Origin of the sequence: Oceanobacillus neutriphilus, from assembly GCF_014645515.1 — a bacterium.
Taxonomy (GTDB): domain Bacteria; phylum Bacillota; class Bacilli; order Bacillales; family Amphibacillaceae; genus Oceanobacillus; species Oceanobacillus neutriphilus.
In genome coordinates this window covers 281985-295848 of record NZ_BMLW01000002.1, presented here as the reverse complement: position 1 = coordinate 295848, position 13864 = coordinate 281985, and the positions used below count along the sequence as shown (strand labels likewise).

General features: G+C 35.8%; 14 protein-coding genes. All 14 read left to right on the top strand.

Translation table 11 applies throughout. The features are described 5' to 3' along the window. The first annotated feature begins 305 nt into the window (after nt 1-305). The 14 genes from IEX29_RS04505 to IEX29_RS04445 all read left to right on the top strand — a co-directional run bounded on the left by IEX29_RS04505 (nt 306) and on the right by IEX29_RS04445 (nt 13831). On the top strand, nt 306-1172 hold the full coding sequence (locus tag IEX29_RS04505; protein ID WP_188733321.1) for an aldo/keto reductase: 867 nt from the start codon (nt 306-308) through the stop codon (nt 1170-1172). Nucleotides 1173-1395: 223 nt separating this feature from the next. Then, a complete protein-coding gene (locus tag IEX29_RS04500; protein ID WP_188733320.1) occupies nt 1396-1971 on the top strand; it encodes a DUF4352 domain-containing protein in 576 nt (191 codons plus the stop codon). 107 nt (nt 1972-2078) lie between these two features. After that, complete coding sequence (locus IEX29_RS04495; RefSeq protein WP_188733319.1) at nt 2079-2690, top strand: sugar O-acetyltransferase; 612 nt, start codon at nt 2079-2081, stop codon at nt 2688-2690. 183 nt (nt 2691-2873) lie between these two features. Beyond that, on the top strand, nt 2874-3884 hold the full coding sequence (locus IEX29_RS04490; protein ID WP_188733318.1) for an ROK family protein: 1011 nt from the start codon (nt 2874-2876) through the stop codon (nt 3882-3884). Between the two features lie 18 nt (nt 3885-3902). After that, the gene (locus IEX29_RS04485) at nt 3903-4283 is read left to right on the top strand and encodes a VOC family protein (protein WP_188733317.1); all 381 of its coding nucleotides are present in this window, start codon (nt 3903-3905) and stop codon (nt 4281-4283) included. A gap of 60 nt (nt 4284-4343) precedes the next feature. Then, a complete protein-coding gene (locus tag IEX29_RS04480; protein ID WP_188733457.1) occupies nt 4344-4901 on the top strand; it encodes a sugar O-acetyltransferase in 558 nt (185 codons plus the stop codon). A 44-nt stretch (nt 4902-4945) separates the two neighbouring features. Further along, entirely contained in the window at nt 4946-5530 is a 585-nt protein-coding gene (locus tag IEX29_RS04475; protein ID WP_188733316.1) for a sugar O-acetyltransferase, read from the top strand. A 600-nt stretch (nt 5531-6130) separates the two neighbouring features. Continuing rightward, nucleotides 6131-7666, top strand: coding sequence for a response regulator (locus tag IEX29_RS04470; protein ID WP_188733315.1), 1536 nt, complete (start codon nt 6131-6133; stop codon nt 7664-7666). Nucleotides 7667-7682: 16 nt separating this feature from the next. Next, complete coding sequence (locus tag IEX29_RS04465; protein ID WP_188733314.1) at nt 7683-9398, top strand: sensor histidine kinase; 1716 nt, start codon at nt 7683-7685, stop codon at nt 9396-9398. 217 nt (nt 9399-9615) lie between these two features. Beyond that, nucleotides 9616-10626 (top strand): extracellular solute-binding protein, encoded by a 1011-nt coding sequence (locus IEX29_RS26505; protein WP_229720086.1) that lies wholly within the window; start codon nt 9616-9618, stop codon nt 10624-10626. Beyond that, nucleotides 10590-11291, top strand: coding sequence for a type 2 periplasmic-binding domain-containing protein (locus IEX29_RS26500; protein ID WP_229720085.1), 702 nt, complete (start codon nt 10590-10592; stop codon nt 11289-11291). The genes IEX29_RS26505 and IEX29_RS26500 overlap by 37 nt, the downstream gene beginning before the upstream one ends. Before the next feature lie 132 nt (nt 11292-11423). Beyond that, nucleotides 11424-12278 carry an ABC transporter permease gene (locus IEX29_RS04455; protein WP_188733456.1) on the top strand — a complete coding sequence of 285 codons (855 nt, stop codon included), beginning with the start codon at nt 11424-11426 and terminating at the stop codon, nt 12276-12278. Nucleotides 12279-12290: 12 nt separating this feature from the next. Then, entirely contained in the window at nt 12291-13184 is an 894-nt protein-coding gene (locus IEX29_RS04450) for a carbohydrate ABC transporter permease (protein WP_188733313.1), read from the top strand. 23 nt (nt 13185-13207) lie between these two features. Then, on the top strand, nt 13208-13831 hold the full coding sequence (locus IEX29_RS04445) for a YesL family protein (RefSeq protein ID WP_188733312.1): 624 nt from the start codon (nt 13208-13210) through the stop codon (nt 13829-13831). Nucleotides 13832-13864: the final 33 nt, after the last annotated feature.

The following is a 13864-nucleotide window of genomic DNA, read 5'->3' as shown; positions in this document are numbered from 1 at the left end:
GGAATATGGAATGTGAATTTCTTTGTGCAATAGAAATTGAAATGCTGCTATTTTTTAATCTGATATCCATTTGATAATGGATGAAACGATTAAAGTTTCTTCTAGATAAAAAAAGGGAACAGGAAAAGATACTATCAAATTATATCCGGATTTTTTTGACGTAATGTGCTCTTATCCAATGTATATTGACATTTTAAACTGTTTAAAACAAAACGGTTGACCTAAAGTCCACTCTAGGTACTATAATAACCTTCAAAATGGATAGACAAAAATAGTTTATTCATTTTATCAAAGGAGATGTTCAAATGATTTTAAACGAAAATTATCAGCTGTCCAATGGAATTGAAATTCCTAAATTAGGTCTTGGAACATGGTTTATTGAGGATAAAGATGCTGCCCAGGCAGTAACAGACGCTGTAAAATCAGGTTACCGTCATATTGATACAGCGCAGGCATACGGAAATGAAAGTGGCATTGGCCAAGGAATTAAAAATTGTGGTGTGAACAGGGAAGATTTATTCATTACGACAAAGCTTGCTGCAGAAGTGAAGTCATATGAAGAGGCTGTTTCATCGATTAATCAATCACTGGAAACATTGAATCTTGATTATATTGACATGATGATTATCCACAGCCCGCAGCCATGGGCAGACTTTGCGGAAGAAGACCGTTTCTTTGAAGGAAACAGAGAAGCTTGGCGGGCTCTTGAAGAAGCTTATCAGGCAGGAAAGCTTCGTGCCATTGGAGTATCTAATTTTCAAAAAGAGGATTTAGATAACATTCTCAGTAATTGCTCCGTTAAGCCGATGGTAAATCAGATTTTAGCGCATATCAGCAATACACCATTTGATTTAATTGCATATACACAGGAACAGGGGATTCTAGTGGAGGCTTATTCCCCAATTGCTCACGGGGAGCTGTTTAAAAATGAGAAAGTCGCAGCTATCGCAGAAAAGTATGGTGTTTCCATACCGCAATTAAGTATCCGCTATACACTGCAGCTTGGCTTACTGCCATTGCCTAAAACGGCTAATCCAGAGCATATGAAAAATAATGCTGAAGTGGACTTTACTATTTCAGATGAGGACATGGAAGCTTTGAAAAATGTAGAGCGCATTGAAGATTACGGTGAAGCGAGTGATATGCCTGTATTTGGCGGGAAATTGAAATAACAAAATTTAAAATGAAACTGCATTTCATGGGAGCTTTGATGTTCTCCTTTGAAATGCAGTTTTTATTTACAGTAGTGCGTTAATCTTAAAATATATCGGCTATGTTCTGGCTCTAAAGGAAGCTTATTATTGGTACAATAATCACTTGTTATTCATATTTGTTTTGGTACAATTATTGTGGGGTAATACTATTTTAACCGTAGAAAAATTAGGAGGAGTTTTATTGAAGAAGTTCATATTTTTAGCGTTAATTTGCTTAGTACTGACAGCATGTAGTAATGGGGAAAAGAATACAGAAACTCAAAAAACAGACAATACAGATACAACAGAAAAAACAGATACAGCGGCTTTAGAAGCGGAAGAAGAAAAACCTACATATCAGATTGGGAAAACGGCTACGATTACAAGTGATTTATATGGGTTTGACTATGAGGTAACAGTAAATGATTTTCAGTTAACTCGAGAAGTAGATGAAACACCTATCGAAGATTACCTTATCGGAGCAAGAGAAGAAGACAGATTTGCAGTTGTTGATGTAACCATAAAAAATATATCGGAGGAAGCTTATGTGCCAAATCAAATGTTTTCCGCCAATTTTTCAGCAATAGATGAGAATGGTGGAGATATTTCTAATGATGAATTCTTTGCAGCTGGAGATGAAGAATTAGCTCCTGGTGAAGAGCTGACCGGGCATTTAGTATACTTAACGGATATTAATTACGCAGATACATTTGTATTAAAATATGAATTTATGTCAGACCAGGAAACACATTTTGAACTGCCGAATCCCGAACAATAAGATTTTACTAATCTAAATAAATGGCATTTCATAGGAGTCATAATCTCCCCGTGGAATGCCATTTTTATGCTAAACTTTCATGGAGAAAGTATTTAAAGGAGGCTGCTATGTCTAAACAATATCAAAATTTACTGGCTGGAAAGCTGTATAAACCAGATGATAAAATTCAAAGCATGAAAAATAAAGGGAGGTACTTATCCAGACTTTTTAATCAGACCACCGAGGAAGAGAATGCTGAGAGAAAAAGTTTAATTAAACAACTATTTGGAAGCACAGGAGAAATTTATACTGTCAAACCGCCTTTTTATTGCAGTCATGGTGCACATATCCATGTGGGAGAGAATTTCTTTTGCAATTTTAATTGTATTTTTCTGGATCTAAATGAGATTCACATCGGCAGCAATGTTGCTATCGGACCGAGAGTGAGCATATACACTGCTCTTCATCCAATTGATCAGGATGGAAGGAATACGAGTTTAGAATATGCACTGCCAGTTATGATAGAGGATAATGTTTGGATAGCTGGAGATGTTGTCATTAATCCTGGAGTAACGATAGGCGAAGGAAGCATTATCGGTTCAGGATCTGTTGTAACAAGAAGCATTCCAAAAAATGTTATCGCTTTAGGAAATCCTTGCAGAGTACACAGGGAAATTACAGAAGAAGATAAAAAACATTGGGAAGCAATGTACGAGGAGTATCAGGACAGCATGGAATAGTACTTCACTTTACTGTACAGGCTGGTCTCCTTATATGAAATAAAAAGATGGATAAAGCCGTTTGCTTCCTGAAATTTTATTTGCTATTATCATAACTATAGACTTATTAAAGAACTTTAATAAGTCTATAGTTACTTTTTAAACGGATTAAATAAGTGTGCGATATAGGAGGCATTGTGAATCATGGAGCCCACTCCAAAATCTATGAAGAAAGCAATTCAGATAAGTATCCGAAGAGCTCTTTTAGAATTAGGAAGTGCTACAAAGGTTGAGCTGAACGATTATTTAAAAATAAGCTTCCCTACCATAAGCAAGTTTCTTACGCAAATGGAGAAAGAGGGGGAAATTCTGTCTGCAGGGCTTGATAACTCAAGTGGCGGAAGAAGAGCAAAGCGCTATAAATATAACCCGGAGCATATGTTAGGATTGGCAGTTTTTCTGGAGGAAAAAGAAATAAATTATATTGTTTTTAATTGTTATGGAGAATTAAAAGATATAGGAACAAATTCGGGTATAGCTGATTTACATTCATTCACCCAATGCATTCATGACATAACAAAGCAATATCAGAAAATCAGTTCTTTATCCATTGGAGTACCGGGGTCTGTTGACAGTGAGCGTATATTCTATATTCCGGATTATGAACATCTTCAAAACGTTGATTTAAAAGGATATCTGGAGGATTATTTCTCCATTCCTGTAGTGGTAGAGAATGATATGAATGCAGCAGTGCTGGGATATTATAATCGTTTGAAAATCAAAGAAAATAAATCAGTTGTCTATTTATACTTAGGTAAAAATGGGCCAGGTGCTGGAACAATAGTTAATGGCACTGTTTTGCGGGGCAGCACGAACTTTTCAGGAGAAATTTCATTCGTGCCCCAATATGATGATAAGCGTTTTTGGCAGTCTTTAAGTAAAAATAAAAAAGATACTTTACCGGTACATAAAGATTATATGGTTGATGTCATAAGCAGACTGATCGCATCATTTACAGCCATCATAAACCCTCATATGATTATTTTTTGTAACGAAGAAGTAGAAATGGGGATATTAAACAAAATTGGAGAGTGCAGCTCAGGATATATTCCGTCTGAGCATCTCCCCGACCTTGCGATAAGCGATTGGAAACAAGATTATCTATATGGATTACAAAGTCTTGGACTCGATCTCATGATAAAAGTGACAGTCTGAAAAAGGAGAGGAAAAAGGATGAAAATAGAACATGTGGCAATTTGGGTCAAGGATTTAGAAAAGATGAAGAATTTCTATGAAACATATTTTCAAGTAAGCACAAGTGCTAAGTATCATAATAAAAAGAAGGAATTTGAGTCTTATTTTTTAACATTTGATGATTCTGCACGCTTAGAAATTATGCGTAAATCAGGCATTGATAAAGCAAGCTCAACAGAGCATCTGGGCTGGGCTCATATTGCTATTTCACTGGGGGACAGGGAGCTCGTTGACCAAATGACTGACAGATTAAAAAATGATGGCTACTCTCTCGTAAATGGCCCGCGTGTTACTGGGGATGGCTATTACGAAAGTGTCATAGAAGACCCTGAAGGTAATCTCATAGAATTGACGGTATAGCTGGAATAACTTCAAGTACGCTTTTTATTCATATAATTTTTCTTGTGGGGAGAAGAGATGATGAAGACAGAAAAGGAAAAGATGTTGTGTGGAGAGCTATATGATGCTGCCGAACCGGAATTAAGCGGTGAAAGACAGTATGCAAGAAAAATGACAAGATTATTCAATGACTCACATGAAGAAGACGGAAATATTAGAAGTGCATTATTAAAAGATATGTTTGGCACTACTGGAAATAATCTAAGTGTACGACCGCCGTTTCAATGTGATTATGGCTATAATATACATGTCGGTGAAAATTTTTATGCTAATTATGATTGTGTATTCCTGGATGTATGTGAAATTCGTATAGGAGACAACTGCTTTATTGCACCGGGAGTTCATATTTATACCGCAAGCCATCCCCTGGATGCGGAGGAAAGGATATCCGGTGCTGAATATGGAATTCCGGTATTCATTGGTCATAATGTATGGATTGGCGGAAGATCTGTTATAAATCCAGGTGTCACAATAGGAAATAATGCTGTGATTGCTTCAGGTTCCATCGTTACAAAAGATGTACCCGATAACGTGTTAGTTGGTGGGAATCCTGCAAAAATAATTAAAAGAATAGATTGATTGTATTCTGTATTCAAGAAAAGAGAGTGAATGAGCAAATGAATATGAAAACAGAAAAAGAAAAAATGATAGCTGGAGAGATGTATAATCCTGAGGACCCCGTTTTACAAAAGGATCGTAAAGAAGCGCGGGGAAAGGTTCGAATATATAATCAAACTTTGGAAACAGAAGAAGAAAAGCGAACAAAATTATTGAAGGAATTACTTGGTTCAACCGGAGAAAACGTCTATATGGAGCCAAATATAAGGTTTGATTATGGATATAACACGCATGTAGGAGAAAACTTTTTCGCAAACTTTGATTGTACTATTTTAGATGTATGTGAAGTTCGATTTGGAGATAATTGCCTGCTTGCACCGGGAGTTCAAATTTATACTGCAACCCACCCAATTGATTCAATGGAGCGTAATTCTGGAAAAGAATTTGCAAAGCCGATTACTTTTGGAAATAATGTATGGATTGGAGGAAGTGCGGTAATTAACCCTGGAGTGACTGTTGGAGATAATGCCGTTATTGCATCAGGTGCAGTCGTAACAAAAGATGTGCCGGATAATGTAGTTGTAGGCGGAAATCCGGCCAGTGTTATTAAAAAGATTGACGAAAAAGCATCGGAAAGCATTCTTACGTAAAAAAACGGGAAAATGTTAGATGTGTTTTTGCAGTATGACATTTGAGTATTAAAGTATCAGGGAATATTAAGCTGCAGTTTTTGGGTCTACTATCCACTTAATTTTTAAAATCGTATCATCATGATTAGACCGTTCTTTCAGCATTTATCCAAGTTTAATATCATTCCTTGCCCGAAACCCCCGTCATTCTATTTTTGACGGGGGTTATTTTTTGAAATTTAATTAATCTGAGTTCTAAATTATATACAAAAGATGGAATAGACTTCTTAGTCTTTATAGAATTTCTTACCTTAAACAGCTGTTTTAAAAATTCGGATACTCCTTTTTAGCATATGATATACTGTTAGACAATATCCGATATAAATTGTAAAAAATTCAAATTATGAAACGTGAATTTCCAGAAGATAAGTCTAGTGAAGATTTTTTGAAAATTGTATGACAGAAATATTTAATGTGTTTTTTAGGAAGTAAAAGCGGCTGTAAAGTCTCTTTTAAACAAGCTATTGTATTTGCAATATTATTATGGTTAAATCATAGAGTCTGAATAAGCGCCAAGTAATCTTGAAAGACAATGAAATTTTAATAAAGGAGATTCATGCTATGAGTCGTATTCTAATTGTGGATGATGAGAAAGATGAAAGAAGCGTCATTCGTTTTCTGTTAAAAAAATTTGATTTCGAATTAGAAATAGTAGAAGCGGCAAATGGGAGAGAAGCATTGGAAGAGTTGATGAGAAGGCCTGCTGATATTTTGCTGACTGATGTGAAAATGCCTTTTGTAGATGGAATGGAATTAGCAGCAAAGGCAAGAGAACATTATGAGGATATGGAAATTATTTTTTTTAGTGGTCATGATGATTTCAGTTTCGTTAAGAGAGCGCTGACATTAAGGGCCGATAATTATATATTAAAGCCTGTTAAACCAGAAGAATTTAAACAGACCATGACAGAAGTAATGGGGAATATTAGAAAACATAAGGACGAGCAGGAAAAAAAAGAGGCGAATCAACAATTTATAAAAAAGCATATTCTATATCGTTTATTAAACCAAACACCAGTAGAAGTATTGCAAAATGAATATCCTTTCCTAAGCTTTGCTTTTTTGAATGATTATCATCGAATGATTCTTGTTCACTCGGATACTGCTTTTTTGGATCGTTTATTTGAAGAAGAAAATGAATATTTTTATGAGTTAATAAGGAAAGTCATGTTAGATAGTAAATATGACGTAATCAATCTGAATCCTTTTCAAATTGTCCTGTTATTTAAAGATAACCCAGGGAGATTAATTACATATAAGCAGGCTGCGAAGCAAATACAGCAAAAAATTCAGGAAACATATGGCATCAGCTGTGTTCTATCAGTAAGTAATCATATGAACGGTCCGGTTCAAATGGCTCAAACGTATAGTGAATTAGAAGGCTACTTAAAAGATCGTTTTTTCTATTCAGATGTTTTTATTTATCCCCTTGATACACCATTAACAGATAGTCAAGAGTATAAAGAAGATGAATATTTATTAGAAGAAATGGAAAGAGCACTTCAACAGGCGGATACGGTAGAGTTAGAGAAGAAGATAAATCTAATTATTCAAAAGTACGATAAAAGTACAAAGACTTCCCAGGGTTATCTTCGCTTCTTGTTCGCCCGGGTGCTGCAGCTGTTTTTTCAGACAATGCCGGAATACAGCAAAGACAGTATGAATAGATACATTGAATTAATTTACTCGTATAAGCATTTCTCTGATATCAAGCAAACTTTGTTCAAAGTGCAGAAAGAAGTAGTAAAGAGATTGGAAGAAGAAAAGAATTCACCGAAGCATGTTATTGATGTAGTGAAACAATATATTATAGAGAATATAGAACAGGACTTAGGGTTGGATATGTTAGCGGAAATAGTGTATTTAACGCCGGGATATTTAAGTGATAAATTCAAACAAGAGACCGGGTCGGGGATTAATAAATATATTAAGCAGGTGAGGATGAATAAGGCAGAAGAATTACTAAGTAATACCAATATGAAAGTGAATAATATTAGTAAAGCAATCGGTTATAAAAACGATTCCTATTTTATTAGGATTTTTAGAGAGCATTTCGGTGTCAGCCCGAAGAAATATCGGGATATGAAAAGAGTATAAAGGTGAAGTGAATGTAATGAATCTTCTTAAACGAGGCTTTATTAATTTGAAATTCCGAAAAAAAGTATTATTAATTTGTATTGTTGCAAGCTGCTTACCTATTATTACATTAGGAGGTATGTGGTATTATCAAATACAAGATTCGTTAGTTGCCCGTGAGAATGAAAATCTGTCTGAAGCATTAAACCAGTCTATTTTAAATATAGATTATAAACTCAACAATTACGTTAATATTATTAATCAAATTGTATGGAATGATGAAATTAAAAATGGATTAACAGCAGAGTATAATAACAATTTTGAAATGTATAAGTTTTATAATGATACATTGGCGCCTTTGCTGGTCACCCCTCCGACTCTACAGACTGACATTGATTCTATCACTATTTATACGGACAACCAGATGAATCCATACGGCCAATTGCTCAGGCCATTGACAGACATTAATCAAAATAGCTGGTTTGACAGTATCATGGATTCCAATCAGCCTAACCTGATAGCCTCATCAGATGATGAAACATTTAAGCTGATTTATAAAATATTTGATGAAAGCAGAACGTTTAATAATATTGTTCAAATGGAAATAAATTATCAACAGTTTTTTGCTTCCATGCCTAGTCTATTTGAAGAGGATTATGGTGTCGTGATTTTTGATAACGATAAGAAACCTGTTTATTCATACGAAACGTTTTCCGACACAAATCTGGCAGGTCAATTCCCATCCTCAAAATTAGTGGAGGATAAGGATTCACTGGAATCTGATTTTGTCCTTCAACAGGCTGAATTACCTTCTTATGGATGGACTGTTTATTTATATCGGCCAACAGATATTATTTCTGCTGCTACGCTTCCGATGAGAATAACGGTTGTATTAGTTATCTTTTTAAGCATTGCAATTATGGCCGTATCTATTTACCTGCTGGCAAAAGTAGTGGTTAGACCGCTGGAAAAGCTGTCGAAAAATATGGAAAAGATAGAAAAGGGAGATTTGACGGTATCTGTCTTTAATAGCGGTACGGATGAGATTGGGAACCTGATCAAACAATTTGGAAATATGGTCAATAAATTAAACGATATGATCGATCAGGTATATAAAAGCAAAATTGCTCAGCAGGAATATGAGATGAAAGCCTTGCAGGCACAAATCAATCCGCATTTTTTCTACAATAGTCTTTCATTAATTAATAGTAAGGCTATTATGGCAGAGCAAGAGGATATCAGTCAGATGGCGCAGCATCTATCCACTTTTTATCGGACGACTTTAAATAAAGGCAGAAGTATTGTAGAGGTGGAAAAAGAGCTTGAAAATGTGATTTCTTATATAAATATTCAGCAATTGATGCATTCGAATTCATTTGATGTATATTATGAGCTGGATAAATCAGTCTATCATTACATTATGCTAAATTTACTCTTACAGCCATTAGTAGAAAATGCTATTAATCATGGTATAGATCATAAAGAAAGCTCGGATCGCGGAAAATTAATTATCAAATTAAAAAAGATAGAAAATACTTTGGAATTTTCTGTGATTGATAATGGAGCTGGAATAGACCCGACCAAGCTGCAGTCCATTCTGACAACTAAAACAGAAGGATATGGTGTTAGAAATGTCCATAACAGAGTGCAATTATATTATGGCTCTTCCTACGGTTTAACATATGAAAGTGAAATGGGTCATTATACGAAGGTAACTTTGGTTATACCAATTGTTCATGGGGAAGAACAATAGTTTCACCATGTAAAAGAATAGGAGAGAAACTCCACAAAACAGTTGTGGAGTTTTTTAATTCCAGAGTTTAAATAACAGGAGGTTCCGGAAAATAGGATATGAAAACGGATTATTTGATATTTCGCGTGAATCAGACATCAATTAAAATAAAATTATACGAAATCAATGGCCATGATTTTGCTCTGAAAAGACAAAATAATAAGGGGGATTACATGAAATGAAAACGGATTCATTCAAAAAGACTAAATTGATATTAATCTTATTACTGCTTACCAGTGCTCTAGCTGCTTGTGTGCAGAAATCTTCCAATGAAGGTGAAACAACTACAGAGGATGGTAAGGTCATTATAAATATTGGGCGTTCAGTTGGTTCAAATCCTAAATTACCTGAAGGGGATACCTTTGAAGATAATGCCTATACCCGCGCAGCAGAAGAGCAATTAGATATTGATATTCGAAATGCTTTCGAAGCAGAGGGTGCAGACTATGACAGGCAGGTGGCTTTGGCTATTTCTTCTGGAGATTTACCAGATATGATGATCGTTTCCCGGGAAGAGTTAAAGGATCTGGTCGATAATGATTTGATTGAAGATTTAACGGATGTTTACGAAGAAAATGCGAGCGATTACATTAAAGAAACCTATGGCACCTATGATAATCGGCCTTTAGAAGATGCAACCTTTGAGGACAGTCTGATGGCAATTCCGGGAACGGATTCGCTGGCAGCACCGCAAATGACTTGGATACGTGAGGATTGGTTAGAAGAATTAGATATATCCATAGATGAGGATGGAGATCGTTTAATTACTTTGGATGAATTGGAAGAAGTTGCTAAAACTTTCATTGAAGAGGATCCAGGCGATTCTGGCAATCCGGTTGGAATACCTTTTGAAAATTATTTAAATGCTGGAGGATATGGCTCATTTACGATGGATTCGATTGCTGCGGTTTTTGGGGGGCAGCCTAAAAAATATTTAATCGAAGATGACGGCAGTATTACTTATGGATCAACATCAGATGGTACAAAACAAGCACTTGAATTAATGAATAACTGGTTTGAGGAAGGTATTATTGACCCGCAATTTGGAACGAGATCATTTGACGACATTATGGCATTACTTACAAATGGCAAACAGGTATCGCAACGGGTCCTTGGCATATACCAGACTGGGGATTATCGAATGTCAGGGAGATGGATAAAGACGCAAGATTTGCAGCTTATGTATTAGCTGATGACGAGGGGAGAGTAAACGTACCTGAACAGAAAACAACAGGCGGCAGTTTTATCGTTGTCAGAAAAGGATATGAGCATCCAGAAAAAGCAGTCCAAATGCTGAACTTCTTCTATGATGATATTGAAAATACAACGGAAGAGGATATGGAAAATACGTTTCCTGAGGTAGCAGAGTATTTGGAACAGGGTGTAGATGATTCAACGAAACCATTTAATATCGTAGTTCTTCCTATGCAGACATATTTGGAAGATTATCAAGATGTTCAAGCTGTTTTGGATGAGGAGATGGCCGTTGAAGAAATTACTAATTCTCAAGTTAGACAGAAGTTAAAAGGGATTGAAGAATATATAGAAAATCCTGAGGACGCTTCGACTGGCAGCTGGTCCAGCTATCATTCCCGTATTGTAGGATGGGGTCTAATGAATAAGGTGACAGAAGAAGATCGATTTAATTGGGCAAAAGCAGCTTATGTTGTAAATACACCGACTATGGAGCAAAAAGGTGCTAATTTAATAAAGTTAGAAGAAGAGGATCTGATTAAGATTATAACAGGAGCAGAGCCGATTGATTATTTCGATACGTTTGTTGACAAGTGGAATAACCAGGGCGGTAAGGAGATTCTGAAAGAAATAGAAGAAGAACTGGCTCAACAAGAATAGATAGGAAAGAGGGGCTGATTAACAGCCCCTTTGTTAAAAAAGGGGGGACGGAGGTTGGCAGTAAATAATGAGATTGCACCTGCACGTGATCGGAAGAAGGATGTAAAAAAGGCGAAATTAACCTATCACGCTATGTTAGCGCCAGGAATGATTTTCTTACTTATTTTTAGTTTTGCGCCAATGTTTGGGATTGTCATGGCTTTTCAGGATTTTGTGCCGGCAAAAGGTTTCTTCGGCTCAGAATTTGTAGGACTGGAACATTTTAAATATATGTTCAACCTGCCTGATATTGGAAAAGTTTTTCGAAATACAATAGTGATTGCATTAGGAAAGATTATTTTTGGTTCTTTGCTGGCGATTGCATTTGCGATTTTATTAAATGAAATTCGTTTGAAATTAGTTAAAAAATCTGTACAGACAATTGTTTACTTGCCTCACTTTTTATCATGGGTGGTTTTGGCGACGGTTGTAGTCAATTTATTTAGTCTGGATGGAACGGTTAATCAAATGTTGAATTCGTTCGGCATGGACAGGATTAATTTTCTTGGAAGTAATACATGGTTCCAGCCCTTATTAATCGGGTCCGATGTCTGGAAAGAGTTTGGTTTTAACTCAGTAATTTATTTAGCGGCTATTGCTTCTGTGGACCCGGGTCTGCACGAAGCTGCCAGTATAGATGGAGCAAATTGGTGGAAGCGCGTTTGGCATATTACCTTACCAGGGATGCTGCCGATTATTCTGCTCTTGGCAATTCTAAGTCTGCCAAATGTATTAGAAGGCGGCTTTGATCAGGTTTATAATCTCTATTCTCCGATTGTGTATGAAACTGGAGATACGATTGATACCTATGTATACAGGGAAGGTTTAGTTGGACGGGATTACAGTTTCGGGGCGGCGGTAGGTTTGTTTAGATCCGTAATCGGTCTGATTCTAATACTGTCGGCTAATAACGCAGCCAAAAAATTCACAGAAAGAAAATTATTCTAAGGGGGAGTATAGATGATACAAGGAAATAGTCTCTCCACAAAAATCGGGAAATTTATCATATATTTTATTGTTATTTCTTTGGGGTTAGTTTGTCTATTACCCTTGTGGAATATCGTTGCCATATCCTTCAGTGGCGGGGCAGCGGTGGCGGCCAATGTTGTCGGGCTTACGCCGGTCAATTTCTCAACAAAAGCTTATGAAATGATTATGGAGGATGCACAATTCTGGAGATCATTCTTTATATCTGTACAGCGTGTGGCGCTTGCTTTAGCACTTAACCTGATACTGATTGTATTAATGGCGTATCCATTATCCAAAACGAAACGTGAATTTAAGAGTAGAAATATTTATATGAACATCATTATTTTTGCGATGTTATTCAGCGGCGGGCTAATTCCGACATATATTGTAATCAGGAATCTGAATTTATTGGATACAATTTGGGTGTTAGTCTTACCAGGGGCGGTACCGATTTTTAGTGTGATTTTAATTATGAACTTTTTCGTCGGTGTACCGAAATCCCTGGAAGAAGCAGCTATTATTGACGGCGCCAGCCCCCTGCAAATATTATTTAAAGTCTATATTCCAGTCTCTTTGCCTGCTCTGGCAACAGTGGCGTTGTTTAGTATTGTAGGGAACTGGAATGATTTTATGTCGGGGTTGATTTATATGAGTCAAGTAAGTAATTATCCAATTATGACCTATATTCAGTCTCTTACAATTGATATCGCTGAGTTAGTGAGATCAGGCACAAGTAACGACGCACTGCAGAATATTGCAGAAGTTCAGAATCGTAATCTTAATGCTGCCAAAATCGTAATTTCTACTATTCCTTTATTGCTAATTTATCCTTTTCTTCAAAAATACTTTGTTACAGGTATTGTTGTAGGATCTGTTAAAGAATAGTGTCAACAGGGGGCGAACAAAACATGAATAGTATTTTAAGTATAGATGGTCCAGTGTATCACTTTTTGTCTAGAGCAGTAGAATTAATATTATTAAATATATTGTTTCTCCTTTGCTGTTTACCGATTGTCACAATTGGTGCTTCCCTTACTGCCATGTTTTCAATCACATTGAAGATGGTCAGAGGGGAGGAGGGAGGAATAATTAGCGGTTTCTGGCTGGCATTCAAAAAGAATTTTAAACAAAGCACGCTTGTCTGGGGATTTTTATTTTTATTCGGAGTAATTTTAGCCTTGAATTATTTCTTTTTACAATTCTATACTGGAAATTTTTCAACGTTAATTTTAATGAGTTTAGTCATGTTCTCAGTAGTTTTCTGCATGTACCTTGTATTGACTTTTCCCTATATTGCCCGTTATAAATGTACGATAAAGCAGGCATGCGTAAATGTATTAAAATTAGGTATAGCTAATCTTTATCCAATGTTATTAATTATAGCTATTACACTTGGTCCAACTATTTTAATGTTTTTTTCGCCGCATGTATTCGTAATAAAATTATATTTAGATATTTTTATCGGCTTTTCTTTAATTACTTATATTAGCTCCTTTTTGATTAGAAATATGTTTGAAAAGTATGAGGGATAACATTTTTTAAATTTCTGTCCAGATATTATGCAA

Bases quoted from the DNA above. Each gene is read 5' to 3' on its own strand.
- IEX29_RS04505 (WP_188733321.1), top strand. From the start codon at position 306: ATGATTTTAAACGAAAATTATCAGCTGTCCAATGGAATTGAAATTCCT.
- IEX29_RS04495 (WP_188733319.1), top strand. From the start codon at position 2,079: ATGTCTAAACAATATCAAAATTTACTGGCTGGAAAGCTGTATAAACCA.
- IEX29_RS04490 (WP_188733318.1), top strand. From the start codon at position 2,874: ATGGAGCCCACTCCAAAATCTATGAAGAAAGCAATTCAGATAAGTATC.
- IEX29_RS04485 (WP_188733317.1), top strand. From the start codon at position 3,903: ATGAAAATAGAACATGTGGCAATTTGGGTCAAGGATTTAGAAAAGATG.
- IEX29_RS04480 (WP_188733457.1), top strand. From the start codon at position 4,344: ATGAAGACAGAAAAGGAAAAGATGTTGTGTGGAGAGCTATATGATGCT.
- IEX29_RS04475 (WP_188733316.1), top strand. From the start codon at position 4,946: ATGAAAACAGAAAAAGAAAAAATGATAGCTGGAGAGATGTATAATCCT.
- IEX29_RS04470 (WP_188733315.1), top strand. From the start codon at position 6,131: ATGAGTCGTATTCTAATTGTGGATGATGAGAAAGATGAAAGAAGCGTC.
- IEX29_RS04465 (WP_188733314.1), top strand. From the start codon at position 7,683: ATGAATCTTCTTAAACGAGGCTTTATTAATTTGAAATTCCGAAAAAAA.
- IEX29_RS26505 (WP_229720086.1), top strand. From the start codon at position 9,616: ATGAAAACGGATTCATTCAAAAAGACTAAATTGATATTAATCTTATTA.
- IEX29_RS26500 (WP_229720085.1), top strand. From the start codon at position 10,590: ATGGATAAAGACGCAAGATTTGCAGCTTATGTATTAGCTGATGACGAG.
- IEX29_RS04455 (WP_188733456.1), top strand. From the start codon at position 11,424: ATGTTAGCGCCAGGAATGATTTTCTTACTTATTTTTAGTTTTGCGCCA.
- IEX29_RS04450 (WP_188733313.1), top strand. From the start codon at position 12,291: ATGATACAAGGAAATAGTCTCTCCACAAAAATCGGGAAATTTATCATA.
- IEX29_RS04445 (WP_188733312.1), top strand. From the start codon at position 13,208: ATGAATAGTATTTTAAGTATAGATGGTCCAGTGTATCACTTTTTGTCT.